This window comes from Bradyrhizobium sp. USDA 4354, assembly GCF_054060315.1.
Genome location: NZ_JBSSDC010000001.1, coordinates 2367410 through 2391634, shown reverse-complemented (window position 1 = coordinate 2391634; position 24225 = coordinate 2367410). Strand labels below are relative to the sequence as shown.

The window sequence follows — 24225 nt, the reverse complement described above, 5'->3', positions numbered from 1 at the left end:
TTTCGGATGGCAAAATATCAAATGAGGGAAGGCCATGCCCACAGCCGAGCACGATCACGTCTACAAGATCCTGGACCTCGTCGGATCGTCCGAGACTTCGATCGAGGACGCGATCAAGAACGCAATCAGCCGCGCCTCCAAAACCGTTCGCGAAATAAGATGGTTCGAGGTCGTGCAGACGCGCGGCCATGTCGAGAACGGCGCCGTGCGCCATTTTCAGGTGACGCTACGCGTCGGCTTCACGCTGGAGGAATGACGTCGGGGACGGCAGGCAAAGCCGTTAGGCCGGGGCGGCGTGGTTAACGTAAGCCGACGAGAGTGAACCAAGATATCGACAATTCCCCCCGGTCGATTACGGGCCTGCACAATCATCGCGGATATTGCAACAGGCCGTTAAGGCGAAAGTGAGAGGTTTGCTCCGATTTGGAGCAGCCTGATGGTCACGAGCCGCGAACTCGGCAAGACGCGCCTTCCGCTCTGGGCGGCTGGATTCGTCGTGCTGATTTGCGTGGCGATCCTCGGCCTGAGTGCCTGGCACGAATGGGAGGCGCGCAACGCCGATCTGAGGAACGCCGAGATCGACGTCACCAACGTTGCTCATTCGCTGATGCAGCACGCGGACGACACGTTCGAGCTTGCCGATACGATCCTTGTCGGGCTGGTCCACCGGCTCGAAATCGACGGGACGGGTCCGGACGCGATTATGAAACTCCAAGCCTATCTGCCGACCCGCAAATCATCGGACCGCATCCGGGGCATCTTCGTCTATGATGCGACCGGCCGCTGGCTCGCCACGACGGAGCGCCTCGACTTCTCCAAGCTCAACAACAGCGACCGCGAATATTTCCAGCGCCATCGCGATTCCCCGGAGACGGGCACGCTGATCGGGCGGCCCGTCAAGAGCCGCTCCGGCGGCCAGTGGATCATCACCGTATCCCGCCGGATCAACGATTCCGACGGCGGCTTCGCCGGCGTTGCCCTGCTCACGATCGACGTCAGCTATTTCGTCAAGTTCTCCGAGCGGTTCGACATCGGGCTGAACGGCTCGGCATCTCTGCTCAACGACAGCGGCATCATGCTGGCGCGCAGCCGCGACGAGAGCGGCGCCTTCGTCGGACGCGACCTGTCCAATGCGCCCTTGTTCAAAAGTTGGAAAAGCCGCCCCGCCGCGGCGGTCTACTATTTCAAATCGCCGCTCGATGGCGTGGAGCGGCTGAGCTATTACCAGCGCAGCAGCCGCTATCCCCTGATGGTGCTGGCGAGCAAGTCGCAGGACGACGTGCTCGCCCCCTGGCGGCGCGCGGCAACAGCACGCATAACCTTCGTCCTCGGGCTCGTCGTCTTGATCGCGGTGATCGGCTACTATCTCGTCCGTCAGTTGCTGCAGCGGCAGCGCACGGCACAGGCCCTGGTCGCCAAGGAAGCCAATTTCCGCCTGCTGGCCGAGCAATCCAGCGACATGGTGACGCGCATCGGGCTGGATAACCGGCTGCTCTACGTCTCTCCCTCCTGCGCGCGCATCACCGGCTGGTCGGCCGAAGAATTGCTGGGCACGTCGGCCCTGGCCGGCATTCACGAGGACGACATGGAACGGGTTGAGCAGGCCATCGCCGCGCTGAAGAATGGCGAGACTGAGGAAGCGCGGTTCGTCTATCGGCAGCGTCATCGCGACAAAGGCGAGATCTGGGCCGAGGCGGCGCTACACGTGACCGTGGCGTCCGACAGCGGCGTGATCGACGGCGTTGTCGCAGTCGTGCGCGACATGACCGAGCAGAAGGATCTTCAGGACAAGCTCGCCTCGCTGGCAACCACCGACGGACTCACCGGCCTCGCCAACCGTCGCGCATTCGACGACCACCTTGCCGACGAATGGGCGCGGGCTCGGCGCGACGGCACGCAGCTCTCGCTGCTGCTGATCGATGTCGATCATTTCAAGAAATTCAACGACCTTTACGGACATCTGGCGGGCGACGCTTGCCTGCGCGCGCTGGGCCGGATTTTATCTGCCCAGGCCAGGCGTACAGCCGACCTCGCGGCGCGCTATGGCGGCGAGGAATTCGCCGTGCTGCTGCCGAACACCGGCCCTGAAGGCTGCGCCGAGGTCGGCGAAGCGATTCGCCAGGCGCTGCACGATCTCGCCATGCTGCATGCGCAAAATCCGCCTTCCCGGCTGGTGACTGCGAGCGTCGGCGGCGCGGCGGCTCTTCCGTCCCAAACCGCGATGGACTGTAGCACGCTGGTTGCCGCCGCCGACCGTGCGCTCTACGTCGCCAAGGAGAGCGGCCGAGACCGGCTGGTGATGTCGGGCCAGGTGATACCATGGCCCGCGAAACGCGCATGACCTGATCGGCCGGCGTTTGTCGCCCGCGATTGAGCAGGATATGACTGAGATCACGGCTGGATCCTTGGCCGATCCGAGAGTGCTGCTGTGACCGATGCGATCAAGCTCGTCCTGTTCGACATGGACAATGTCCTGTGCGACTACGACAGGGGTAAGCGCGTCGCATGTCTCGCCGAGCTTGCGGGATCGACCTGCGAAGCCGTCCACGCGGCGATCTGGGGCAGTGGCTTTGAACTGCTCGGCGATTCCGGCGCGCTTGAAGCCGCGGACTATCTGCGGGGCTTTGGCGAACGCATTGGCTATCCCGTGTCGCTCGACGAGTGGGTCGAGGCGCGGCGCCGTTCAATGCGGGCCAATCACACAATGCTGGAGATCGCCGGGAGCTTGCGGCAAACCGTCGACATTGCCGTCCTGACCAACAATACCACTCTGGTCGCGGACCACATCGACACACTGCTGCCGGACTTGCGTCCGCTCTTCGGCTCCCGAATCTACACCTCGGCCCAGTTCAAGACCGCGAAGCCGGACCCGCGCTGCTACCGCCTCTGCCTGTCGGAGCTCAGTGTGTCGCCGGAGACCACCCTGTTCGTCGACGATCTCCTCGCCAATGTCGCCGGCGCGCGCGAGGCGGGTCTCGTCGCGCATCACCACACGTCCGTAGAGACTTTCAGGCAGGTCCTGTCGGAGCATGGCCTGCTTCACGACGAGTGAAGGCGTGCTCCGCTTTGCACAGCATCAGGCGAGGTGGCACGCCACGAAGTGTCCGCCCGCCCCTTCCTTCAGCACGGGCGCGCTTTCGGCGCAGCGCGGCTGGGCGATCGGACAACGGGTGTGAAAGTGGCAGCCCGATGGCGGCTTCATCGGGCTCGGCACATCGCCCTTGAGACGGATGCGCTCGCGCTTGAGCTTGGGATCGGGCACCGGCACCGCCGACAACAGCGCCCTGGTGTAGGGATGCTGCGGATTGCGGTAGAGGTCGCTGGCCTTGGCCAGCTCGACGATGCGGCCGAGATACATCACCGCGACGCGGTCGGAGATGTGCTCGACCACCGAGAGATCGTGGGCGACGAAGAGATAGGTGAGGTTCAGCTCGGCCTGGAGGTCTTCCAGGAGATTGATGACCTGGGCCTGGATCGACACGTCGAGCGCGGAGACCGGCTCGTCGCAAACGATGAGCTTCGGCTCGACCGCAAGCGCGCGCGCGATCACGATGCGCTGACGCTGGCCGCCGGAAAATTCGTGCGGATAGCGCCGCATGTGCTCGGCCTTGAGCCCGACCTTCACGAGCAGGCCGGCAACGCGCTCTTCGCGCTCCTTGGCGGAGGTCGCGAGATTGTGGATCGTGAACGCCTCGCCGAGGATGGCGCCGACCGTCATGCGCGGGTTGAGCGAGGCGAATGGATCCTGGAACACCAGCTGCATGTTCCGCCGCATCGCGCGCAGATCGTTGCCTCCGAGCTTGCGCACGTCCTGGCCGTCAAAGGTGACCTCGCCGTCGGTCGGCTCGATCAGGCGCAGCACGCAGCGGCCCGTGGTGGACTTGCCGCAGCCGGATTCGCCGACGAGGCCGAGCGTCTCGCCGCGATTGACCGAGAACGACACACCGTCGACCGCGTAGACCGTGCCGACCTGGCGCGACAGCAGGCCGCCGAGCACGGGGAAATGTTTCTTCAGGCCGCTGACGCGCAGCAACGGTTCGCTCATGCCGCGCCTCCCAGACTAGAGTCTCCCAAGTGACAGGCCATGCGATGGCCTGGCGAGACCTCGCGCAGCAGCGGTTCCTTCTCGGTGCAGACGTTCATGGCGAACTTGCAGCGCGGCGCGAAGCGGCAGCCAACCGGTGGATTGATCAGGATCGGCACCGAGCCGCCGATCGCCTCCAGACGCGTCTTGTGCTCGCTGTCGAGGTCGATGCGCGGGATCGAGCGGATCAATCCTTGCGTATAGGGGTGGCGGGGATCGCCGAAGAGATCGTCGACGGGCGCTTCCTCCACCACCTTGCCGGCATACATCACGACCACGCGCTGCGCCGTCTCGGCGACCACGCCCATGGCATGGGTGATCAGCATCACCGCCATGCCGAAGCGTTCCTTCATGTCCTGCAAGAGGTCGAGGATCTGCGCCTGGATGGTGACATCGAGCGCGGTGGTCGGCTCGTCGGCGATGATCAGCTTCGGCTTGCAGGCGAGCGCCATCGCGATCATCACGCGCTGACGCATGCCGCCGGAGAACTGGTGCGGGTAATTGTGCACGCGGCCTTCGGCGTTGGGGATCTGCACCAGCTTCAGCATCTCGATGGTGCGCTCGAGGGCCTGCTTTCTCGTCACCGCCTCGTGGCGGCGCAAGCTCTCGGCGATCTGCTCGCCGATCGTGAGCACCGGGTTGAGCGAGGTCATCGGCTCCTGGAAGATGAAGCCGATCTCCTTGGCCCTGATCTCATCGAGCTGATTGCTGGTCAGCGGCACGAGATCGCGCCCCTCGAAGATGATCTGGCCGGCCGCGATGCGGCCCGGCGGCATCGCGATCAGCTTCAGGATCGACATCGCGGTCACAGTCTTGCCGCAGCCGGATTCGCCGACGACGCAGAGCGTCTCGCCCTTGTTGATGGAAATGTCGACGCCGTCGACGGCCTGGAGAATGCCGTCGTCGGTGGAAAAGTGGGTTTTCAGGCCCTTGATCTCGAGCAGCGGCGCCATCAGATCACCCGTCGCGCATCGAGCGCGTCACGCAGGCCGTCGCCGATGAAGTTGATGGCGACCACCGCGATGAAGATCGCGCCGCCCGGAAACAGCGCCCAGTGCGGGCCGATGTCGAGAAAGTCCTTGGCATCATAGAGCAGCCGGCCCCAGGTCGGGGTGTCCGGGGGGAAGCCGAGGCCGAGGAAGGACAGCGTCGATTCCGCGATGATGGCGGCGGCGACGTCGATGGTGCCTGCGATGATCACCGGGCCGACCGCATTGGGCAGGATGTGCCGCACCACCTGCCGCACCGGGCTGGCGCCGAGCGCGCGCGCGGCTTCGACGAACTCCTTTTCACGGATCGACAGGAACTGCGCGCGCACCAGCCGCGCCACCGGCATCCAGCGCAGGCCCCCGATCACGAGCACAATCAGGATGAAGATGCCGCCCTCGGGGCCGAACACCTGCTTCAGCCCGTCGCGGAAGAGATAGATCAGCAGCAGGAGCAGCGGCAGCTGCGGCAGCGACAGGAACAGGTCGGTGAGCCACATCAGGCCGTGTCCGAGGGCGCCGCGCGACATGCCGGCGAGCGCGCCGATCAGCGTGCCGATGAAGACCGAGACCAGCATCGCGGCGAGCCCGACCGCGAGCGAGATCCGGCCGCCATAGATCATGCGGGCGAGGATGTCCTGGCCGAGATCGTCGGTGCCAAAGGGATGCGCGAGTGAAGGTCCCTGCATGCCTGCGACGATGTCGATCTCGTTGATCTTGATGCGCCAGATGAACGGGCCGACCACCACCGCCAGCACCAGGATCAGGAGCAGGAAAGCGCTGATCACGGCGAGCCGGTGGCGGCTGTAACGCCGCCACGTCTCGCGCCAGGGCGAGTAGGCGCGCCGCTCAGCGGAGGGAGATGCGAGGGTCAAGCCAGCCATAAAGGACGTCCGCGATGAGATTGAACAGCACGACCAGGCACGCGAACACGAAGGTCACGGCCATCACCACCGGCGTGTCGTTGGAGAGGATGGAGGAGATCAGCAGCGAGCCGATGCCGGGGATGCGGAAGATCTGCTCGGTGACGATGGCGCCGCCGAACACCGCGGGCATCTGCAGCGCGATCAGCGTGACCACCGGGATCATGGCGTTGCGCATCACGTGCTTGACGATCACCGTGGCCTGGCCGAGGCCCTTGGCCCGCGCCGTGGTGACGTAGTCGAGCCGGATGACGTCGAGCATCGCCGAGCGCACGAAGCGCGTCATCGACGCCGCCTGGAACAGGCCGAGCACCGCCACCGGCATGATCGCCTGCCTGATCATCTCCAGCACCCAGCGAATGCCGGTGGCCTTGATGTCGGTGGTGTAGACGAAGGGCAACCAGTCCAGCGTGACCGAGAAGATCAGGATGAACAGGATGCCGGTGAAGAAGGTCGGCAGCGAGAAACCGACGAAGGCGAGCGTGTTGGCGATCTGATCGAACAGCGAGTAAGGCTTCGTCGCGGCATAGACACCGACCGGAATCGCGATCAGCAGCGCCAGGATCTGCGCCGAGCCGATCACGTAAAGCGTGGCCGGCAGGCGCTGGAGGATCAGCGTGTCGACGTTCATCCGGCTGACGAAGGAGAAGCCCCAGTCGCCGTGCACCATGGCGTTGAGCCAGTGCAGGTAGCGAAGGTGGATCGGATCGTCGAGGCCGAACTTGGCCCGGAGTGCAGCCTGCACTTCGGGCGGCACGTTCGGGTTGGTCGCCAGTTCGGAGAACGGATCGCCGGGGGCGAGCGCGAGCACGACGAACAGCACGACCGAGATTCCGAGCAGACTCGGAATCGCGATCAGCAGGCGACGCAGGACGTATTGGCTCATGAGGGAAGGGCCCCGTTTAGAGTTGGGGGATCATTCCTCGCGGTACCAGTCGAACAGGTTGTCGGTTTCGTTGGCCCAGCCGGAGATCACCGGGCGCAGCGTGTTGGACGCCGCCTCCACCTTGAGCCGGTGCTGCGCCGGAATGAACACGGTGTCCTGGAACAACAGGTCGTTGGCCTTGACGTAGAGCGCCGCGCGCTTGACCGGATCCATCTCGCCGTCTGCTGCGTCGATGGTGGCGTCATACTCCTTGTTGACGTAGCGCGGGAAGTTGGTGCCCTGCCACTTGTTCTCCTTCGTCGCCACGTTGTTCGAATGATAGCGGCGCATGTGCTGGGCCGGATCCGGCTGGCTCATCGGTATCTGGAACATCTCGATGTCGGCGTAAAATTTCGCGTAGGTGTCGGGATTGGCGACGTCCGACGAGAAGAACACCGAAGCCACGACCGACTTCAGCTCGACGTCGATGCCGGCCTTCTGACAGGCCTGCTTGACGATCGCCTGGGTCTTCTGGCGCGGGCCGTTGATCGAGGTCTGGTACAGCAGCTTGAGCTTCTTGCCGTCCTTCTCTCGGATGCCGTCCGTGCCGGGCTTCCAGCCGGCATCGTCCAGAATCTTCGAAGCCTTCTCGATGCTGAACTCCCACGAGGTGTTCTTGGAGACGAACTTCTCCGGCCCGTTGAGGAAGTTCGCGGTGGTGCGGCCGGCGCGGCCGTAGATCGCCTTCTTGATGGACTCGCGATCGACCAAGAGCGAAAGCGCCTTGCGCACGGCCGGATCGGAGAACAGCGGGTGCTTGGTCTTCATCGACGAGCGTTCGCCGTCGACCTCGGTGTTGGGATCGGTGAAATTGAGCGCGATGAACTCGGTGTCGCCGCCCACGGCATAGATCGTCTTGCCCTTGCCGCCCTTCTCCAGGCGCAGCAGGACGTCGTCCTCGACCTGGATGTTCCAGCCGAAATCATACTCGCCGGTCTGGATCACCGCACGCGCGGCCGAGACCGCGTCGCCGCCGCCCTTCATCTCGAGCGTGTCGAAATAAGGCCGGTTCGGCATGTGATAGTCTTTGTTGATCTCGCCGCGGATCAGGTCGCCGGGCTTGAACTCGATGAACTTGTAGGGGCCGGTGCCGATGGGCGCGAGATTGTTCGGCGCCTCGCGCGACTTGGAGCCCTTGTACTCGGCAAACAGGTGCTTGGGCAGAATCTGTCCGGTCGCGCCGACGAAGGCGTCCGCCCAGAACGGCGTCGGCTTCTTGAAGGTGAGGCGCACCGTCAGATCGTCCACCTTCTCGACCGTGATGTCGCGGTAGGTCGCCACGGTGACGGCGGCCGTCGCGGGATCGATGATGTATTCCCAGGTGAAGACGACGTCGTCGGCGGTGAACGGCTTGCCGTCGTGCCATTTCACACCTGGCTTCAGCTTCCACGTCACCGACTTGCCGTCAGCGGCGAGCAGGCCGTTCTGGATCGAGGGGATCTCCGCCGCCAGCACCAGCTTCATGTTGCCGTCGGGATCCCAGCAGGCGAGCGGTTCATAGAACAGGCGCGAGCCGTCCTGGTCCTTGGTGCCGGTGGCAAAATGCGGATTGAGCAAGGTCGGGCCCTGCCACCACAGCAGCTTCAGCGCACCGCCGCCGCCGCGTTTGGTCGGCTTGTAGGTGGACGCGCCCTGGGCCATGGCCACACCGCCGAGCGCGAGGATCTGGTTGGCCAAAGGTGCAGTCAGACCAACGGCGGCCATGCGCTGGATGAAGGCGCGGCGGTCCATCCGCCCGTCCTTCACCTGACCGATCATCGAACGCAGTTCTTTATCCAGCATGGTTGTCCCCCCGTCTGGTTCCGGTATGGATGCAGGCGGCCGCAAGAGGCGACCGCCGGGTTTGGCTGGCGGTAGATGGCACACCGAATGGGGTGCACGTCAACTGGGACCGTGTGTATGCAAACGGTCTTCTGTCTGTCCGTTGGGCAAAATTGCGTTCCGCAGCCCATCCGTTCGGCAATCCAGCATCAAAATGTGCTGGATTGCGCGCTGCACTGCGGAAAATTTGTTCGCTGCATCAGACGAAGTATCGAGGTGAAATTCTACGCCACGGACATGTCGAGCGGCGGCGCGACGTGATCCGGCAGCGGACACACATAAGGTGTCTTGGCCGTGCGCGTCTTCAGATCCGCCTTGGCAGCCTTGATCAGCTCCGGTTCCGTCAGCGCCTTGATGCCGAGACCGGCCATCGCCTTGGCCGCCTGCACCATGGCCTTGTGGGCATGCGGGCTCTTGCCCTGCGCCACCACCTGCCAGGTGTGGAAGGGCGTGCCGATCGCAACCGTGGGTGCGTGCACCTGCACGGTCGGCACCACCCAGCTCACGTCGCCGACATCGGTCGAGCCTACAAGCGGGTTGCGCTTGGCATCGAGTGGCACCAGGAAGTCGGCCAGCGGCCGATCTGTCGCCTCCATGCCGATCGCGTAATAGACCGACGAGATGTCCTTGTCGCTCAGCGTCGCACGGATCTGGCCGGCAAAGTTCTTGTCCGCATCGTCGAAATGCGGCGGTCCGAGCTCTTCCATCACCCGGTGCAGCGCCTGTTCCAGCGGCGCGTTCGGCAGAATGTTGGAGACCGCGGAGATGATCTTCATCTCCACCTTGGTCTCCGTCATCAACGCGGCGCCTTGCGCGATCTTGGACACGCGTTCGACCAGCTCGTTCATGCCGGGAAGATCGCGGGCGCGGATCGAGTAGCGCACGCGCGCATGGGCCTGCACCACGTTGGGCGCGATGCCGCCGGTGTCGAGCAGCGCATAATGCACGCGCGCATCGCTCGGCATGTGCTCGCGCATGTAGTTCACGCCGACATTCATCAATTCCACCGCATCGAGCGCCGAGCGGCCGAGATGCGGCGAGGCAGCCGCATGCGAGGTGCGGCCGGTGAAGATGAAGTCCGCGCGCGTGTTGGCGAGCGACGGCGTCACCGCCACTTCCCAGAAACTGTGCGGATGCCAGGTGATGGCGATGTCGGCGTCCTCGAACGCGCCGGAGCGCACCATGAAGGCCTTGGCCGCGCCGCCTTCTTCCGCAGGGCAGCCGTAATAGCGCACGCGGCCGGGCACCTTGTTCTCGGCCAGCCAGTCCTTCACTGCAGTTGCGGCGAGCAGCGCGGCGGAACCGAGCAGATTGTGACCGCAGCCATGGCCATGGCCGCCGGTCTCGATCGGGCGATGCTCGGCAACACCTGCCTCCTGGCTGAGGCCCGGCAGTGCGTCGTACTCACCCATGAAGGCGATGACCGGACCGCCCTCGCCCCACTCGCCCATCAGCGCCGTCGGGATGCCGGCGACGTTCTCGGTGATGCGGAATCCCTGATGGCGCAGCTCGGCGAGATGCTCGGAGGCGGACCGCGCCTCCGTGTAGCAGACCTCGGGCATGCCCCAGACCCTGTCGCTGAGGTCGATGAAACGCGCCTTGATCGTGTCGACGCCACGCCAGATGTCGCTGCGGTTGTCCATGCTTCGATCCGTGATCCCTTGGTAAAACGAAGCGGCAATGGTTAGCAGCTTCGCTGTGCGGCGCCTAGCATCCCGCCGGACAGCAGCCATGCGGCCGGTGCCGGATCGCACGGACGTCCTTCTGTGCACGAGGTGTTTCCGTCCCTTTCGAAGATTTCACGCGGCGTTCTCCGGAATAGTTGGGAACGAGGCTTTCAAGACGGCCTGCTCCGGCCTAAATTAGGCGTGCTTCGCGCGTCGTTCCGCCAGCCATGCCGGAGCGATGCCCTCAGCCAGGAGAACTCCATGAGCACTCTGACCGAATGGAGAGTGCCGCCGGCGAACCAGCCGCGGGCGAGCGACTACGGCTTCGATCTCGACCGCGCGCTTGGCTCCGTCGTCGGCCTGCACGCCATCATCCCGCCGGACGCCTTCAGCGCCGAGACGCTGGGCACCGAACGCGCCGGCAACGGCGTCGTGATCGACGACGGGCTGGTGCTCACGATAGGTTATCTCATCACCGAGGCAGAGTCGGTCTGGCTGCACCGCGCCGACGGACGCGTGGTGGAGGGCCATGCGCTCGGCTTCGATTCCGAGACCGGGTTCGGGCTGGTGCAGGCGCTCGGCCCGCTCGACGTCGCGCCGCTTCCGCTGGGCTCGGCGGCGGCGACCCGGATCGGCGACCGCGTCGTGGTCGGCGGCGCCGGCGGGCGCACGCGCTCGGTCGCGAGCCAGATCGTGGCTAAGCAGGAATTCGCCGGCTACTGGGAATATCTGCTGGATGAGGCCATCTTCACCTGTCCGGCACATCCGAACTGGGGCGGCACGGCGTTGCTCAACGAACGCGGCGAGTTGATCGGCATCGGCTCGCTCCAGCTCGAGCGCGAACGGGACGGTAAGGCCGAGCACGTCAACATGATCGTGCCGATCGATCTGTTGAAGCCGATCCTGGAGGACTTGCGCAAATTCGGCCGTGTCAACAAGCCGGCACGGCCCTGGCTCGGGCTCTACTCGACCGAGATCGACAACCGCGTGGTGGTGATCGGGATCTCCGCCAACGGCCCGGCCGCCCGCGCCGAGCTCAAGACCGGCGATGTCATCCTCGCCGTGGACGGCGACAAGGTCACGAGCCAAACCGCCTTCTACAAGAAGATGTGGGCGCTCGGCGCCGCCGGCGTCGACGTGCCGCTCACCGTGCATCATGAAGGCGTCACCTTCGACGTCACGGTGACGTCGACCGATCGCTTCAAGCTCCTGAAGGCGCCGAAGCTGCACTGATCGCAAGGCTTGAGGAAGCGGGCGATGACCGAGGCCGTGGTGGACGACATCGTGGCCGTGCTGCCGCCGCTGCTCAATGCGCTGGAAGCGCTCGGCTTCTTCCAGCGGAATTTGCACCCGCCGGCCTTCGCCTCCGTGATGAACGCAATCGGCACGCCGGACAAGGCGCTGCAGGCCGCACACACCGCGATTGGAGAGTGGCCGGAGCAGTTCGCTGGCCTCCGCGAGCGGCTCGATCACGCCTGCAACGAGACGCTTGCCGCCTTTGCCGGCATCCGTGAGGTCGAACGCGGCAATGGCGATCTCGTCGCCGTCTTCCGGGCCCTGCGCCATGTCCCGCGCGCGCAGGAGGCGCTCTATCCGCTGGCGGTGCAGTTTCCGCCGGTGAGCAGCTTCTTTCTCAGCGCTGCCAATCGCGAAAATGGCGATCTGCTGTCGCGACTGGAAGTCGGCGCAGGCGAGCACACCGGCATCTTCCACGACCACAACGAGCCTGGCAGCCGCGGCGGTTTCTCGGTCTATGTCCCCGAATATTACACGTCCGACCGCGCCATGCCGCTGGTGATGGCGCTGCATGGCGGCAGCGGCAACGGGCGCGGTTTTCTGTGGAGCTGGCTCCGCGATGCCCGCAGTCTTGGCGCAATCCTGGTGGCGCCGACCGCGACCGGCCCGACCTGGGCGCTGACGGGCGATGACGCCGACACGCCGAACTTGATGCGCATCCTCGAGACGGTGCGCGGCCGCTGGAACATCGACCCCTCGCGCATGCTGCTGACCGGCATGAGCGACGGCGGCACCTTCTGCTACGTCACCGGCCTCGACCGCGCCTCGCCCTTCACACACCTTGCTCCGGTCTCGGCGACTTTTCATCCGCTGATGGCGGAGATGGCGGACGCCGAGCGCATGCGGGGCCTGCCTGTGTTCATCACCCACGGCAAGCTCGACTGGATGTTTCCGGTGCAGACCGCGCGGCAGACGCAGGCCGCACTCGCTGCCGCCGGCGCGGACGTCACCTACCGCGAGATCGACGATCTCAGCCACACCTATCCACGCGAAATCAACGCGGAGCTGCAGCACTGGCTGAATGGAGAATGAACGACCTCTCCTTAGATGCGCCGCATGGCCGCGGAACCATCACTCCGGGCTGACGTTATCGCCCGTCACCGGAGGTTCGCCATGCAGACTTTTTTCGGAATGATCCTGGGCGCGCTGCTGCTCGCGGGCGGCGTCTATGTCTATGACTCCATGCAGACGTCGGCAGTCGCCAATGGCGAGGTCGCGACCACCAATCGCACCATCGTGAACTGGGACGTCGCCAAGGCCGATTGGGATGCGCTGCGCGATCGCGCGCACAAGGACTGGGTCCGGATCTCGTCGAAGTAAGGACGCCGTATCATGAACAAGGCGCCGTCGCGAACTCCGCGGCGGCGCCTTTGTGCTGACCACAATCAACGATACGCGCGTCAGTTCATCTTGGCCTTGCGGGCGTCGGCGATGACCTGCTCGAACTCGGTCATGCTGAGCACGCCGGGCACGCGGTATTTGCCGACGATGAAGGACGGGGTGCCGTGGAAGCCGAAGGCTTCGGCCTGCTCGTTGTTGCGCTTGAGGATGGCGTCGATGTCCTTGGCACGGCCGGTGAGATCGCGCTTCAACCGGTCCATGTCGACCCCGGCAGCCGCGAGCAGCTCGTTGATGCGCGGCTCGGTCAGGCGCGAGCTGACGCCCATCATGGCGTCATGGGCCTGATGGTACTTGTCCTGGAATTTGGCCGCAAGCGCGGTCCGCGCCGCCGTGACCGAGACCGGCCCAAGGATCGGCCAGTCCTTCATCACCAGCCGCACCTTGCCGTCGTCCTGGACGACCTGGCGCAGCTCTGGTTCGAGCTTGCGGCAATAGGGGCAATTGTAATCGGACCATTCGACGATGGTGATATTGCCGTCGGGATTGCCTGCGACGGGCGTATCGGGATCGCGCAGCACCTTGGCTTCGGTCAGCACCTCGTCATCGCCAGTCGCAGCACGCGCCGAGGCGATCCCACCCGCCGCGAGAGCACCCGCCCCGATCAGCGTCAGCGCCACACGTCGCGTCGGCACAAGGCCATTATTCCTGAATCCAGCCATATCTTGTCCCGTTTCGGTCCCATCTCCATCGATACGGATCGAGACCGGGCATTGTTACAGGCTCATATAGAGTGTCGCGGCGGCGATGTCATCGCACCAGCAGTGTGACTGCCAGGGGGACCAGGAACGAGGTCACCAAAGCGTTCAGGCTCATGGCGATGCCGGAAAAGACGCCGGCAATCTCGTCGACCTGGAACGCGCGGGCGGTGCCGATGCCATGCGCGGCAAGGCCGGCGGCAAAGCCGCGGGCCCGGTAATCGGTGATGCCGGTGCGGTTCATCAGCGGCGTCACGATGATTGCGCCCATGATGCCGGTGAGGATCACGGCGACCGCCGCCAGCGAAGGATCGGCGTGGAGGGATTCGGCGATGCCCATGGCGACGCCTGCGGTGACCGATTTCGGCGCCAGCGACAGCACGACATCGCGCGGCAGTCCGGCGAGCTCGGACAACAGCACCACCGACACCACGGCCGTCACCGATCCCGCGAACAGCGCCACCAGCATCGGCACGATCGAGGTGACCACGCGCTTGCGATTCTCGTAGAGCGGCACGGCGAGCGCGACGGTGGCGGGCCCCAGCAGGAAGTGCACGAACTGCGCGCCGGCGAAATAGGTCGTATAGGAGGTGCCGGTCAGGAGCAGGAACGCGCCGAGGATCCACGTCGCGTGCAGCACGGGATTGGCCAGCGGGTGGCGCCGCGTCACCAGCGACACCGCGTCCGTGGTCGCATAGACCAGCAGGGTCACTGTCAGCCACAGCAGTGGCGATTGCGAGAGATAGACCCATAGCGAGAATGGATTGTCCTTCATCGCGCGTCCTGTTGCTTCAACAGGCGGCTGACGAGGCGAAAGGTCAACACGGTCGCGAGCAGCGTAACCACCACGGACAGCGCGAGCACGAGGGTGATGGCGATGCCGTGAGACGCGAGCAGATCGAGCTTCTGCACGATGCCGACGCCGGCCGGCACGAATAATAGTGAGAGATGGGCCAGCAGGCCCTTGCTCGTCGTCTCGACACCGTCATTGCGCAGCGGCCCGCATGCGAGCAGCGCAAAGCGGTCGCGCATCATCAGCAGGATCAAGAGCAGCAGGAGGCCCAGCACCGGTCCGGGCAACGGCAGGCCAAGGCCGCGCACCACGGCTTCGCCGATCAATTGGCACAGCAGGATGAGGCCGAGACTTGCAAGCATGACCATCGCATCAAGGGATGCGCTGGCACGCTTGTCAATCGCCGCTATACGTCGGGCGCGTGCGTGGCCGCAATGCGGGGCATCATCGCCATCAGGGTCCCGGTCATCGCCGCAATCAGCGTGGTCTTGCCGTCATGCTCGGCAAACGCCTTGGCCTCGCAGAAGGTCAGCGTGCGGCCGGGCTTGACGACTTCGGCCCTGAAGACGAAGCGCTCGCCCCGGGCCGGCGCAAGCAGCGTGGTCTTGAACTCGACGGTGAGGATGTCGGCCTCACGCGGCATCAAGGTGAAGGCAGCGACGCCGCAGGCATTGTCCAGGCCTGCGGTAATGATACCGGCGTGGACAAAGCCGTTCTGCTGCGTAAAGGCGGCCGCATACGGCATCGCCAGTTCGACCCGACCCGGCGCCATAGAGACGATCGAAATGCCCAGCGTGCGCATCGCCGGTTGGGCGGCGAACATCGCGGTCGCGGCCGTGCGGTAATCGGGGTTTTTCGGCTCGAATGGGGCCATCGCTCATGCCTTCGCCGGCTCGGAAAGGTGCTTTAGGGCGATCTCTCGAATGGCACCGGCGAACGGTGCGGACTTCCGCAATTGGCGGTCCATGTGCACGCCGGTGATCTCGCACGTCGCCGCGAGTTCGCCGGTCTCGGCGTTCGTCATGTCATGCCGGAAGCGGATCGACTTGTCGCTGATCTCGAGCAGATGGCTGCGGATCTCGACGATGTCGCCCGCCAGCAGCTCGCGCCTGTAGGCAATGTTCTGCTGCACGGCGGCCATGCCGCGACCGGAGCCGCGCAAGTAACTCGGCGTCAGGCCGAGGCGGGCGAACAGATTCCAGTTGGCCTCGTCGAACTTGCCGACATACCACATGATGTTCATGTGCCCGACATGGTCGCATTGCCACGGATAGACCGTGCCGCGATAGGTCGCCTGCTCCATCGCACTTCCTCCCGCATTTCCGTCTTTGATCGTTGATACGGTAGCGTATCAAACCCGTGTCGCGTTAGCAATACGGTACCGTATCAAGATCGGGTGAGGCTTCCTTCATGAGCGACGGCAAGGGCGATGTCTGGATCGAGGCGGGATTCACCGAGCTCGCCCGCGCGGGGGTGGAGGGCGTGCGGGTCGAGGTGCTCGCCAAGAACCTCGGCGTCACCAAGGGCGGCTTCTACCGACGTTTCGCCGACCGTGCCGCGCTGCTCGATGCCATGCTGAAGAGCTGGCGCGAGGGACGCATCACTGCGATCGCACAGCAGACAAGTCTCGATGGGCAAGAACCCCGCGAGCGGCTGAGGGCGGTGATCCAGCTCTATTCCGAGCGGCTCAACCCGGAGGGGATGGCGATGGAGCTCGCGATCCGGCAATGGGCCCGCTCGGACGAGAACGCCGCGGCGGCGGTGACGAGCGTCGATGCGGCGCGGCTCAAGCATGTCAGCGAGCTCTATCGTGCGACCGGTCTTGCGGCCGAGGAGGCCGAAGCGCAAGCCTTCCTGTTCTACTGTTTCATCTTCGGCCAGAGTCTGTTGTTTGTCGAGAGCGGTCCGCGCAAGCGGTCGCAGCTCGTGGCGAAATCGGCCGAGAAGCTGCTCGACTGAGCATGACCCGAACCGGAAGGGCCGCGTGAGCGCAAAGTGTGCGGCGGTTTTCCGGACGATCATGCTCGAAAAATTCAGGCGATGGCCGGAGCGTTGCTCCGGCCATCGTGCCAATTCGGAGCTCAGGCGGCGCCCTTCAGCTTCTTGGTGCATTCGCTGTAATAGCCGCCGCCCTTCTGGATCCACTTCAAGCCGCCATTGCCGTTGGTGGACTTGTTGGCATTGTACTGGTCGACGCAGGTGTGCAGGCGCGCCTTGCCAGGAGTCTCCTTGGCATATTTCGGATCGACCGCGTTCGGATAGACCGCCGGTCCCGCCGGCAGGGCTGGCGCGGCGGCGGGTGCCGCCTCCTTCTTCGCCTGCTTTGGCTCGGCAGGAGTGGCGGGCGCAGCCGCGGTCGGCGCAGCAGCAGGCGTTGCGTCGGCGCCGCACTGGGCCTTGCGGAAGTCATTCCACTTCATGGTCCCGAGCGAGCCGTCCTTCTTGGCGGCCTGATATTTCGCGCTGCACTCCTGCGCGGTCAGTGCCTGCGCTGGCGCGCTCGCCAGCAATGCCGCGACACCGGACGCTGCAATCGCACACAACAATTTTGTCTGAATGGTCATCCCTTGGTCTCCTCCTTGGTCTTCCCCGACGGAAGTGAAACGAGGATTGCTATCCTAGCGTGCTGGCCGCTTGCGACAAGGATGCGATGCGTTGCGCCGGCAAAATATAGTGATCCCGCCGCTCTACTCATTCATGTCGCGTTCAGCAACGCGAGCCGACGTTCCAGCCCTTCGCAATTCTCGCAAGCAGAGTGCACCACATGACCTTCACGTCCCGCCTCGCCGCCGTCGCTCTCGCCTCCCTGCTCGTCACCGGCACCGCCTTCGCACAGACCCCCGCGCCGGCAGCCAAGAGCGATACGAAGACCGATACTGCTGCCACCGCCGAAAAGAAGGCGCCGAAGGAGCGGTCAGCGGAATCGCTCGAATGCTCCAAGCAGGCGGACGCCAAGGGATTGAAGGGCAAGGAGCGCAAGAAGTTTCGCCGTGAGTGCAAGAAGGAAGCGAAGGCCGGCACCGCCGCGCCCGCCGCTCCTGCCGCTCCTGCCACAGACAAGAAATAAGTCCGTCACGATCCCCAGCGAGCGCCCCCGAGAGGCGCGCGCATTGCGGCATGACGAGCCTGCAATTGTGCGCCTCAAGCCGATTTGCGATAAGGTGGTGTGAAGCAAATCACCGCCTCCCTGCCGTTCGAATGGCCGAGCCGTGCCAAGATCTTGAGCACGGTGGAGACGCTCGTCATCGGCACCGCCGGCGGCCTCGTGTTTCTGCTCGCCGGCCTTCCCGGCGGGCTGATCTCGGGCTCGATGATCGCGGTCGGGATCGCCGCGATCGCCGGCCGCCAGCTGACGCTGCCGCCGATCCTGACCCAGACCGTGCTGGTGCTGCTCGGCATTTCCCTGGGCTCGGTCGTCTCGCGCCATTTGCTCCAGCAGGTCAGCGCCTATCCCCTCACCATCGGCCTGCTTGCGCTCGCCACCTTCTGCTCGACGTTCGGCTCGAGCTATTATCTCCAGCGCATCCATGGCTGGGACCGCACCTCGGCTTTCCTGGCCGGCAGCCCCGGCGCGCTGTCGCAGATCACCATCCTGGCGGTCGAGCGCGGCGCCGACCTGCCGGGCATTGCGGTGGTGCAGACCATGCGCGTCATCATCCTGACCGCCGCGCTGCCGATGGTGCTGGCGATTGCAGGCGTTGCGCCTTCGGCTGCGCCGTCGCTGACGACGACGATCGCCTCGCCGCTCGACCTCCTTGAGCTGGCCGCGGCATCGCTGGCCGCAGCGCTCGTGTTGCGGCTGATCAAGTTTCCGGCGAGCTGGATGTTCGGCGCGATGATCGCCTCCAGCGTGCTGCATGGTGCCGGGTGGGTCGAGGGCGGCCTGCCGGACTGGGGGCGCGGCGTGGCGCTGGTCGGCATCGGTGCACTGATTGGCAGCCGTTTCGCGCGGATGCGGATCAAGACGCTCGCCGGCCACCTCAGCGCGGCGCTGGGCTCGTTTGCCGTGGCCATCGCCGTCTCCGCCATCTTCGTCGGCATCGTGGCGCTAACCACACAGGTGAAATTCTCCGACATCGTGGTCGCCTTCGCGCCGGGCGCGATGGACGCGATGCTGGCCCTGGCGCTGACGGTGCACATCGACCCGATCTTCGTCGGCGCCCATCACCTGTCGCGCTTCGTCTTCGTGACGATCGCAACGCCCGGCATCGTGCACCTGTTCGGGCGCACGCAGGACGATGTGGATGATTAGTGGGGTTCAGCTCTCGTAGGGTGGGCAAAGGCGCCTTGGCACCGTGCCCACCAGTGACTGGTGCGAATGTCGATGGAAGGTGGGCACGGCGCGCGAAGAGCGCGCCTTTGCCCACCCTACGGCAGCTCACCATGAGGATCAGCGCTTCGCCGTCCGCACGAATCCCCACGCGGCGATCGCGGCCATCAATAGCGAGATCAGCACGTTGTAGCCGGCGAGCGACAGACCGAGGAAGCGCCACTGCACCTCGTCGCAGCGCACCACCTTCACGGTGTCGAGCTTCGACAAGAGATCAGCGGCGCTGCCGAGATCGACGACGGGGCCGGAGCAATCGCTCGGCCCCTTCCAGAATCCCCATTCGACGCCGGAATGGTAGGCGCCGAGGCCGGCATTGCCGAGCGTCGCCAGCGCCAGGATCGCGAGGCCCGCCAGCAGCAGCGGCCGCGGCGCGCCGCTTCGAGCCGCAATCGCCGTGAGCGCGCCGAGCGGGATCGCGAGATAATAGGCGTAGCGCTGCTCCAGGCACAGCGGACAGGGCAGGATCTCCAGCACGAGCTGGAAGAACCAGGCGCCTGCGATCGTAGCTGCGGCGATCAGCGTGACGAGAGCCGAAGCGACCAGCGCGGGGCTCTTGGCGGCCGGCTTGAACGCAGGTATGGCGGCACTCGGGGTCGTCACAGCAGCCTCTCTTGCATCTCTCGCGCTCCCAAGCCTCTAGCCCCGGCCCCCGCGGCTGTCGAGAACGTCCGGGATCACTTTGGCGCGGGTTGACCCCGCTTTGTCCATGGCTATAGTCCGCCGGCTTCGCGACGCTCCCACATGGGCCGACCGAGGGCCCCTGTGGCGGAACTGGTAGACGCGCTCGACTCAAAATCGAGTTCCGCAAGGAGTGCTGGTTCGATTCCGGCCAGGGGCACCAAGTGAAATATCTCAATAATAACAGCAACTTAACAACTGATTCGATTCCGGATTTCTCTCGTGATGCATTGAAATCACGAGTGAAAGTTCACCTCAGTCATCGTTTTGTTGGCATTTTTGTTGGTATCGAGAAGCCAAACGTTCGCGGCGAATTTCGATGTTCTGAACAAGGAAATTGGAGCAGATGGCTCCGCAAGAACGATGGCGCGTGTGCCAACTCGAACACGTCGACTGCCGCGTCACCCGACCGAAATTCGACAAGTGCCCGCAACGTCGAACAACGCCTTCACCGAAACGATGCGGCCATCGAGAGGGCCGCGGGGCGTTCCAGCAGCGGCGCGCCGATCCGCGGCCTCGGCCTCCCATCGGGCGCTGTCTGCAAAGACGGCCGTGAAGACGTTCTTTGCTTGCGGCGAGTGGATGCGCGCAAGTGCCGCCTCCAGCCGCGCCACGGCCGAAGGGTGCGATCCATCCTTTGTTGCTGTCATGACACCCGCTCAGGGAAAAGGATCAGGAGACGACTGGCAGGACGTCAACGTCGTAGCTGTGCGTCAAAGAGCGATTAAGAACCGGATCCTTCAGCTCCATTTCGAAGCGCGTTCCCGGCCGAATGCCGCCGATCGCGCCCGGCGTACCGCAGAACATCAGCGTGCCGGCCGCCAGCATGTCCATCCCGGTGTAGCGACGGATGAGATCGCGCGGCGTCCTCAGCGAGGACACCGGGCTCTCCTGGTAGAGCACCCGTTTCCCGTCGATGGTCGCCCACGAACGAAGCACCAGTTGATCCCAATGCCCCTCGACATCGGCATATGACCAGAGCTGTGGGCCGACCGGCTTGCCGCAGAGCTGCTTCGAAAGAGCGATGCCCGACGCCTCAGCCTTACGGTCGGTATGGTCGGAGCCGATGCCGACCCAGAGCCCGTCGGCCATGGCGACGACGACAGGCTCGACCTCGCCGGAACTGTCCGGGCCAAGGACAGTCAGCCGGCTTTCCTGCGTCAATGTTTGCGCGGCGGCGCGATAATAGAGCGGTGCGGTCGAGGGACGCGGAATGCCGAGCGCAGCCAGCTCCTCGATATGGTGCTCGATCGCCGCAGCGTCCCTGCCCGCCCAGCCGGCGATGACAAGGGAATCGATCTCGATCCCGACGCGGTCGGTCCGGTCCTTTACGAGGCGGTCAAATTGCAGCAACATGGAATTCCTTATCCTTTGTCGATGTGGTCAGGACTTCACCGCGCTCGATCTGCAGCGTCCTGTCGGCGATGCGGTCGAGCAGCGCGGGCGAAGATTCGGTGATCAGCATGGCAAGCTCGGGCCGATGCTTGCGCAATTCGCCGAGCGTCCGCGCATAGTCGAGCGCGAGCGCCGGCGCCAGACCCTGGAAGGGCTCGTCGAGCAGCAGGACCTTGCGCGCGACCGTCAGCCCGCGCCCCAGCGCGACCATCTTCCCCTGCCCTCCGGAAACACCGCCGGCGGGCCGGGACCGCATGACGTGCAATTCGGGCAACAGCTGATAGATCTCATCGAGCCTGCGCGCAATCTCGGCACGGTCGAGCTTCAGCGCCAGCGCCGGGAGGCGGATGTTCTCCTCCACGCTCAGCTCCGGAATCAGGCGGCGGTCCTCCGGCGCATAACCAATCCCGGCGCGCGCGCGGGTGTGGGCCGGCCTGCTGCCGAGATCGTCGGCATCGAGCCGGACCGAGCCCTCGTCAAGCGCGACGAGGCCCATGATTGCACGTAATGTCGTGGTCTTGCCGGCGCCGTTGCGCCCGATCAACACCGTCGTCTTGCGCGCGATGATCTCGCAACTGACGCCGCGCAGCACACGTACGCCCTCGATCGAGACGCTGACCTTGTCGAGCCTGAGCATCAGGCCACTCCTACGACACGTTGGCGCACTTGCGCATTGCTGAACACCTCGTCAGGCCGGCCCTCGGCCATGATGTTGCCGGCGTTCCACACCAGGACGCGGCTTGCGTAGCGCGCGACCACGTCCATGTCGTGCTCCACGAACAGTGCGGTGATGCGGCGCTGACGCAGCGCGCTCATGAGCGCCTCCATCAGCGGGAAGCGCTCGAGGGCGCTCACCCCGCTGGTCGGCTCGTCCAGCAGCAGCAGCCGGGGCTTGAGCGCCAGCGCAACCGCGATATCCAGCAGCTTGCGATGTCCTTCAGGAAGCGTGCTGCTGATCCGATCAGCATCGTCGGCGAGCCCGACCAGGTCGAGCAACGCCCTCGCCTCGTCGCGCCGGCTCACCGTTTCGAGCGGCTGCACCGCGCTCCACAGACCATCCGTTGCCGCCAGCGCCAGCATCATGTTATCGATCACGCGCTGTGCGGAGAAGAGTTGCGGGATCTGGAACGCGCGGGCGACACCACGGCGCGCGATGGCGCGCGGCGACAGACGGGTGATGTCGTGGCCGTCGAGCAAGACGCTGCCCGACCTCGGGCGGATGTAGCCCGTGCAGATGTTGAGCAGCGTCGTTTTGCCAGACCCGTTCGGACCGATGATCGCGAGGAACTCGCCGTCATGGATCGCGATGCTGACATCGTCGGCGGCCTTGACGCCGTTGAATGAGACGTGAAGGCCCCTGGCTTCCAGGATGGGAGGGGTCATAGGCCCGTCGCCTCCTTGCGCGCGAACAATCCATAGATCCCTTGCGGCATGAACATGATCACGATGATCAGCGCCATGCCCACGATCAAATTCCAGGAATCCGTGACGGTGACCGCGGCGCTATGCAGCAATTCCAGGAACAAGGCACCGATGAACGCGCCCGGCACCCCACCGATGCCGCCGAGCACGGCGATCAGCACGAGGTGGCCGGATGCGGTCCAGAACGCGAAATCCGGAACCACGCGGCCGATCGCAAAGCCGGCGATCGCGCCGCCGAGGCCGGCGAGCGCCGCCGAGACGACATAGGCGATCAGCAGAACCGCCCAGACCGGGATGCCCAGATATTCGAGGCGGATCTCGTTGGTATGGACCGCCGAGAGCGCGTGACCGAGCGGGCTGTTCAGGTAGCGCTGCACGGCCAGACCGACGACCATCATCAGCCCCAGGCTGAGATAGAACAGCACGCTCTTGAAGGCCGGCTCGCCGAGCACGATCCCGAAAACCGCCGGGACCGGCACCAGCATGCCGTCGGTCCCGCCGGTGACACCATAGAGCTTCGCGCACAGCGCGTAGAACACCATAGAGACCGCGAGGTTCAACATCGCGAAGAAGATCGCGCGATAGCGGACGAGAAACGATCCGGCGACGGCACCAACGAGCGCCCCACCCAGCACCGAGAGGATCAGCAGCAGTCCAAGATCGTTGACGCCGGCGCGCGCTAGGAAGGCGACTGCATAGGCACTTGCGGCAAAGAACATCGCATGCCCGATCGAGATCAGCCCGGCGCGGAGCAGCACGGCGACGCCGAGCGCCGCAAAGCCCTTGGCGATCGCAAGCGTCAACACGAATTGCAGCCAGGGCGCGGCAACGGGCAGCAGTGCGAGAGCGAGGACCGCCGCGGCGGCAATGATCGTTGGCATCATATCCTCCGCGCCGCCACCGATCCGAACAGGCCGTAGGGACGGATCAGGAGAACGACAAGCATGGCCGCATAGGGCGCCACCGCATCCAGCGACGGCACCAGATAGATCGCCATCACGCGCGCCAGACCGACGATCAGCGAGGCCAAGGCAGCGCCCTCGATCTGTCCAAGACCTCCGATCGCGGCCACAGCAAAGGCGAGCACCATGGTATCGGCCCCGAGCCCCGGAGCGATGCCTGACGTCGGCGTCGCCAACGCACCACCCAATGCGGCGAGGAACACGCCGAGCGAAAACGCCATGATGAAGATCCGGTTGGTGTCGATGCCGATCGACTGCGCCATCTCGCGGTCGGCGACGACAGCCGTGATCAGGCGCCCCAGCCTGGTGTGGTTGATCAGGAGCCGCAGGCCGACGACGACGAGGAGCGCCATGGCGATCAGGAGGATCTGGTAGTTGAGATAGACGACGCCACCGATGCTCGTGGTGCCGAGCAATCGCATCGGCGCGTCCTCATAGAAGGACTGGACGCCGAAGATCACGCGCTGAAGGTCCTCCAGGATGATGAACAGCCCGAACGTGATCAGAATCTGCACCGCTTCCGACTTGCCGTAGGTCCAGCGGACCAGCCCGCGCTCGATCAGAGGGCCGAATATCGCCGCAACGCACACGGCGCTGAACAGGAGCGCAAGGAACGACAAATACGGGCTGAGCTGGCGGCTCGCGATGAAGAGGCAAATCGAGGCCGCGACATAGCCCCCAATCGAGTAGAGGCTGCCATGGGCGACATTGAGGACGCGCAGAACGCTGAACACCAGCGTCAGGCCGACCGCCGCGAAGAAGATCAACGCGGCGCTCGCCAGACTGTCCAGCAGCAGGGGGATGATTGCATTCGACATCGGCTTACGCCCTCCGTGACTGGAATCAG

27 protein-coding genes, 1 tRNA gene and 1 pseudogene are annotated in these 24225 nt (G+C 64.9%); 10 read left to right on the top strand and 19 right to left on the bottom strand.

The features are described 5' to 3' along the window. The first annotated feature begins 34 nt into the window (after positions 1–34). The 3 genes from ACVIIV_RS11185 (at position 35) to ACVIIV_RS11175 (ending at position 3052) form a co-directional block, all read left to right on the top strand. The gene (locus ACVIIV_RS11185) at positions 35–256 is read left to right on the top strand and encodes a dodecin (protein WP_197960362.1); all 222 of its coding nucleotides are present in this window, start codon (positions 35–37) and stop codon (positions 254–256) included. A gap of 180 nt (positions 257–436) precedes the next feature. After that, a complete protein-coding gene (locus ACVIIV_RS11180) occupies positions 437–2341 on the top strand; it encodes a sensor domain-containing diguanylate cyclase (RefSeq protein ID WP_456744238.1) in 1905 nt (634 codons plus the stop codon). 60 nt (positions 2342–2401) lie between these two features. Next, positions 2402–3052: an HAD family hydrolase gene (locus tag ACVIIV_RS11175; RefSeq protein ID WP_456748705.1), complete on the top strand. Its 651-nt coding sequence runs from the start codon at positions 2402–2404 to the stop codon at positions 3050–3052. 24 nt (positions 3053–3076) lie between these two features. On the opposite strand, the gene ACVIIV_RS11170 is transcribed toward ACVIIV_RS11175, so the two are convergent. The 6 genes from ACVIIV_RS11170 to ACVIIV_RS11145 form a co-directional block, all read right to left on the bottom strand. Beyond that, the gene (locus ACVIIV_RS11170; protein ID WP_271589490.1) at positions 3077–4045 is read right to left on the bottom strand and encodes an ABC transporter ATP-binding protein; all 969 of its coding nucleotides are present in this window, start codon (positions 4043–4045) and stop codon (positions 3077–3079) included. Next, positions 4042–5037: an ABC transporter ATP-binding protein gene (locus ACVIIV_RS11165; protein WP_456744237.1), complete on the bottom strand. Its 996-nt coding sequence runs from the start codon at positions 5035–5037 to the stop codon at positions 4042–4044. Before ACVIIV_RS11165 ends, ACVIIV_RS11170 begins: the two co-directional genes overlap by 4 nt. Further along, on the bottom strand, positions 5037–5954 hold the full coding sequence (locus ACVIIV_RS11160; protein ID WP_456744236.1) for an ABC transporter permease: 918 nt from the start codon (positions 5952–5954) through the stop codon (positions 5037–5039). Before ACVIIV_RS11160 ends, ACVIIV_RS11165 begins: the two co-directional genes overlap by 1 nt. After that, entirely contained in the window at positions 5920–6879 is a 960-nt protein-coding gene (locus tag ACVIIV_RS11155) for an ABC transporter permease (RefSeq protein ID WP_456744235.1), read from the bottom strand. Before ACVIIV_RS11155 ends, ACVIIV_RS11160 begins: the two co-directional genes overlap by 35 nt. Before the next feature lie 30 nt (positions 6880–6909). Continuing rightward, positions 6910–8700, bottom strand: a complete 1791-nt coding sequence (locus ACVIIV_RS11150) for a peptide ABC transporter substrate-binding protein (RefSeq protein WP_456744234.1) — start codon at positions 8698–8700, stop codon at positions 6910–6912. Between the two features lie 263 nt (positions 8701–8963). Then, positions 8964–10382, bottom strand: coding sequence for a M20 family metallopeptidase (locus tag ACVIIV_RS11145; RefSeq protein WP_456744233.1), 1419 nt, complete (start codon positions 10380–10382; stop codon positions 8964–8966). A gap of 285 nt (positions 10383–10667) precedes the next feature. Here ACVIIV_RS11145 and ACVIIV_RS11140 point away from each other — a divergent pair, with 285 nt between their 5' ends. The 3 genes from ACVIIV_RS11140 to ACVIIV_RS11130 all read left to right on the top strand — a co-directional run bounded on the left by ACVIIV_RS11140 (position 10668) and on the right by ACVIIV_RS11130 (position 13022). Next, the gene (locus ACVIIV_RS11140) at positions 10668–11639 is read left to right on the top strand and encodes a S1C family serine protease (RefSeq protein WP_456744232.1); all 972 of its coding nucleotides are present in this window, start codon (positions 10668–10670) and stop codon (positions 11637–11639) included. Between the two features lie 24 nt (positions 11640–11663). Beyond that, positions 11664–12734: a phospholipase gene (locus ACVIIV_RS11135; RefSeq protein ID WP_456744231.1), complete on the top strand. Its 1071-nt coding sequence runs from the start codon at positions 11664–11666 to the stop codon at positions 12732–12734. A gap of 81 nt (positions 12735–12815) precedes the next feature. Continuing rightward, a complete protein-coding gene (locus tag ACVIIV_RS11130) occupies positions 12816–13022 on the top strand; it encodes a hypothetical protein (protein ID WP_456744230.1) in 207 nt (68 codons plus the stop codon). Positions 13023–13102: 80 nt separating this feature from the next. Here ACVIIV_RS11130 and ACVIIV_RS11125 read toward each other — a convergent pair whose 3' ends face one another. The 5 genes from ACVIIV_RS11125 to ACVIIV_RS11105 all read right to left on the bottom strand — a co-directional run bounded on the left by ACVIIV_RS11125 (position 13103) and on the right by ACVIIV_RS11105 (position 15894). Continuing rightward, on the bottom strand, positions 13103–13762 hold the full coding sequence (locus ACVIIV_RS11125) for a DsbA family protein (RefSeq protein WP_456744229.1): 660 nt from the start codon (positions 13760–13762) through the stop codon (positions 13103–13105). Positions 13763–13850: 88 nt separating this feature from the next. Beyond that, the gene (locus ACVIIV_RS11120) at positions 13851–14573 is read right to left on the bottom strand and encodes an LrgB family protein (RefSeq protein ID WP_456744228.1); all 723 of its coding nucleotides are present in this window, start codon (positions 14571–14573) and stop codon (positions 13851–13853) included. Continuing rightward, a complete protein-coding gene (locus ACVIIV_RS11115; protein WP_456744227.1) occupies positions 14570–14953 on the bottom strand; it encodes a CidA/LrgA family protein in 384 nt (127 codons plus the stop codon). Before ACVIIV_RS11115 ends, ACVIIV_RS11120 begins: the two co-directional genes overlap by 4 nt. Before the next feature lie 44 nt (positions 14954–14997). Continuing rightward, the gene (locus tag ACVIIV_RS11110) at positions 14998–15465 is read right to left on the bottom strand and encodes a PaaI family thioesterase (RefSeq protein ID WP_456744226.1); all 468 of its coding nucleotides are present in this window, start codon (positions 15463–15465) and stop codon (positions 14998–15000) included. Positions 15466–15468: 3 nt separating this feature from the next. Beyond that, on the bottom strand, positions 15469–15894 hold the full coding sequence (locus ACVIIV_RS11105; protein WP_456744225.1) for an acyl-CoA thioesterase: 426 nt from the start codon (positions 15892–15894) through the stop codon (positions 15469–15471). 107 nt (positions 15895–16001) lie between these two features. Between ACVIIV_RS11105 and ACVIIV_RS11100 the strand changes: the two genes are divergently transcribed. Continuing rightward, entirely contained in the window at positions 16002–16550 is a 549-nt protein-coding gene (locus ACVIIV_RS11100) for a TetR/AcrR family transcriptional regulator (RefSeq protein ID WP_456744224.1), read from the top strand. 122 nt (positions 16551–16672) lie between these two features. On the opposite strand, the gene ACVIIV_RS11095 is transcribed toward ACVIIV_RS11100, so the two are convergent. Further along, on the bottom strand, positions 16673–17155 hold the full coding sequence (locus ACVIIV_RS11095) for a hypothetical protein (RefSeq protein WP_456744223.1): 483 nt from the start codon (positions 17153–17155) through the stop codon (positions 16673–16675). Positions 17156–17355: 200 nt separating this feature from the next. Here ACVIIV_RS11095 and ACVIIV_RS11090 point away from each other — a divergent pair, with 200 nt between their 5' ends. Then, positions 17356–17658, top strand: coding sequence for a PsiF family protein (locus ACVIIV_RS11090; protein WP_456744222.1), 303 nt, complete (start codon positions 17356–17358; stop codon positions 17656–17658). A gap of 99 nt (positions 17659–17757) precedes the next feature. Beyond that, positions 17758–18843 carry an AbrB family transcriptional regulator gene (locus ACVIIV_RS11085; RefSeq protein WP_456744221.1) on the top strand — a complete coding sequence of 362 codons (1086 nt, stop codon included), beginning with the start codon at positions 17758–17760 and terminating at the stop codon, positions 18841–18843. Positions 18844–18981: 138 nt separating this feature from the next. Here the strand turns inward: ACVIIV_RS11085 and ACVIIV_RS11080 are convergent, their stop codons facing one another. Beyond that, positions 18982–19521 (bottom strand): disulfide bond formation protein B, encoded by a 540-nt coding sequence (locus ACVIIV_RS11080; RefSeq protein WP_456744220.1) that lies wholly within the window; start codon positions 19519–19521, stop codon positions 18982–18984. A gap of 156 nt (positions 19522–19677) precedes the next feature. On the opposite strand from ACVIIV_RS11080, the gene ACVIIV_RS11075 reads away from it, so the two are divergent. Continuing rightward, a tRNA-Leu gene (locus ACVIIV_RS11075) sits at positions 19678–19762 on the top strand. Positions 19763–20024: 262 nt separating this feature from the next. Here the strand turns inward: ACVIIV_RS11075 and ACVIIV_RS11070 are convergent. The 6 genes and pseudogenes from ACVIIV_RS11070 to ACVIIV_RS11045 form a co-directional block, all read right to left on the bottom strand. Then, positions 20025–20249 (bottom strand): annotated as a pseudogene (locus ACVIIV_RS11070) (amidase family protein); the annotation flags it as partial. 22 nt (positions 20250–20271) lie between these two features. Beyond that, positions 20272–20955, bottom strand: coding sequence for a DUF2848 domain-containing protein (locus ACVIIV_RS11065; protein ID WP_456744219.1), 684 nt, complete (start codon positions 20953–20955; stop codon positions 20272–20274). Next, positions 20939–21631, bottom strand: a complete 693-nt coding sequence (locus ACVIIV_RS11060) for an ABC transporter ATP-binding protein (protein WP_456744218.1) — start codon at positions 21629–21631, stop codon at positions 20939–20941. Before ACVIIV_RS11060 ends, ACVIIV_RS11065 begins: the two co-directional genes overlap by 17 nt. Beyond that, positions 21631–22377, bottom strand: coding sequence for an ABC transporter ATP-binding protein (locus ACVIIV_RS11055; RefSeq protein WP_456744217.1), 747 nt, complete (start codon positions 22375–22377; stop codon positions 21631–21633). Before ACVIIV_RS11055 ends, ACVIIV_RS11060 begins: the two co-directional genes overlap by 1 nt. Beyond that, the gene (locus tag ACVIIV_RS11050; RefSeq protein ID WP_456744216.1) at positions 22374–23297 is read right to left on the bottom strand and encodes a branched-chain amino acid ABC transporter permease; all 924 of its coding nucleotides are present in this window, start codon (positions 23295–23297) and stop codon (positions 22374–22376) included. Before ACVIIV_RS11050 ends, ACVIIV_RS11055 begins: the two co-directional genes overlap by 4 nt. Continuing rightward, complete coding sequence (locus ACVIIV_RS11045) at positions 23297–24196, bottom strand: branched-chain amino acid ABC transporter permease (RefSeq protein ID WP_456744215.1); 900 nt, start codon at positions 24194–24196, stop codon at positions 23297–23299. The genes ACVIIV_RS11050 and ACVIIV_RS11045 overlap by 1 nt, the downstream gene beginning before the upstream one ends. Positions 24197–24225 lie beyond the last annotated feature (29 nt).

Coding starts and splice junctions, on each gene's coding strand:
- ACVIIV_RS11110 (WP_456744226.1), bottom strand. CDS start 15,465: ATGGCCCCATTCGAGCCGAAAAACCCCGATTACCGCACGGCCGCGACC.
- ACVIIV_RS11140 (WP_456744232.1), top strand. CDS start 10,668: ATGAGCACTCTGACCGAATGGAGAGTGCCGCCGGCGAACCAGCCGCGG.
- ACVIIV_RS11185 (WP_197960362.1), top strand. CDS start 35: ATGCCCACAGCCGAGCACGATCACGTCTACAAGATCCTGGACCTCGTC.
- ACVIIV_RS11090 (WP_456744222.1), top strand. CDS start 17,356: ATGACCTTCACGTCCCGCCTCGCCGCCGTCGCTCTCGCCTCCCTGCTC.
- ACVIIV_RS11155 (WP_456744235.1), bottom strand. CDS start 6,879: ATGAGCCAATACGTCCTGCGTCGCCTGCTGATCGCGATTCCGAGTCTG.
- ACVIIV_RS11165 (WP_456744237.1), bottom strand. CDS start 5,037: ATGGCGCCGCTGCTCGAGATCAAGGGCCTGAAAACCCACTTTTCCACC.
- ACVIIV_RS11180 (WP_456744238.1), top strand. CDS start 437: ATGGTCACGAGCCGCGAACTCGGCAAGACGCGCCTTCCGCTCTGGGCG.
- ACVIIV_RS11100 (WP_456744224.1), top strand. CDS start 16,002: ATGAGCGACGGCAAGGGCGATGTCTGGATCGAGGCGGGATTCACCGAG.
- ACVIIV_RS11095 (WP_456744223.1), bottom strand. CDS start 17,155: ATGACCATTCAGACAAAATTGTTGTGTGCGATTGCAGCGTCCGGTGTC.
- ACVIIV_RS11065 (WP_456744219.1), bottom strand. CDS start 20,955: ATGTTGCTGCAATTTGACCGCCTCGTAAAGGACCGGACCGACCGCGTC.
- ACVIIV_RS11135 (WP_456744231.1), top strand. CDS start 11,664: ATGACCGAGGCCGTGGTGGACGACATCGTGGCCGTGCTGCCGCCGCTG.
- ACVIIV_RS11160 (WP_456744236.1), bottom strand. CDS start 5,954: ATGGCTGGCTTGACCCTCGCATCTCCCTCCGCTGAGCGGCGCGCCTAC.
- ACVIIV_RS11120 (WP_456744228.1), bottom strand. CDS start 14,573: ATGAAGGACAATCCATTCTCGCTATGGGTCTATCTCTCGCAATCGCCA.
- ACVIIV_RS11170 (WP_271589490.1), bottom strand. CDS start 4,045: ATGAGCGAACCGTTGCTGCGCGTCAGCGGCCTGAAGAAACATTTCCCC.
- ACVIIV_RS11060 (WP_456744218.1), bottom strand. CDS start 21,631: ATGCTCAGGCTCGACAAGGTCAGCGTCTCGATCGAGGGCGTACGTGTG.
- ACVIIV_RS11125 (WP_456744229.1), bottom strand. CDS start 13,762: ATGGCTGGATTCAGGAATAATGGCCTTGTGCCGACGCGACGTGTGGCG.
- ACVIIV_RS11050 (WP_456744216.1), bottom strand. CDS start 23,297: ATGCCAACGATCATTGCCGCCGCGGCGGTCCTCGCTCTCGCACTGCTG.
- ACVIIV_RS11145 (WP_456744233.1), bottom strand. CDS start 10,382: ATGGACAACCGCAGCGACATCTGGCGTGGCGTCGACACGATCAAGGCG.
- ACVIIV_RS11130 (WP_456744230.1), top strand. CDS start 12,816: ATGCAGACTTTTTTCGGAATGATCCTGGGCGCGCTGCTGCTCGCGGGC.
- ACVIIV_RS11055 (WP_456744217.1), bottom strand. CDS start 22,377: ATGACCCCTCCCATCCTGGAAGCCAGGGGCCTTCACGTCTCATTCAAC.
- ACVIIV_RS11150 (WP_456744234.1), bottom strand. CDS start 8,700: ATGCTGGATAAAGAACTGCGTTCGATGATCGGTCAGGTGAAGGACGGG.
- ACVIIV_RS11115 (WP_456744227.1), bottom strand. CDS start 14,953: ATGCTTGCAAGTCTCGGCCTCATCCTGCTGTGCCAATTGATCGGCGAA.
- ACVIIV_RS11045 (WP_456744215.1), bottom strand. CDS start 24,196: ATGTCGAATGCAATCATCCCCCTGCTGCTGGACAGTCTGGCGAGCGCC.
- ACVIIV_RS11105 (WP_456744225.1), bottom strand. CDS start 15,894: ATGGAGCAGGCGACCTATCGCGGCACGGTCTATCCGTGGCAATGCGAC.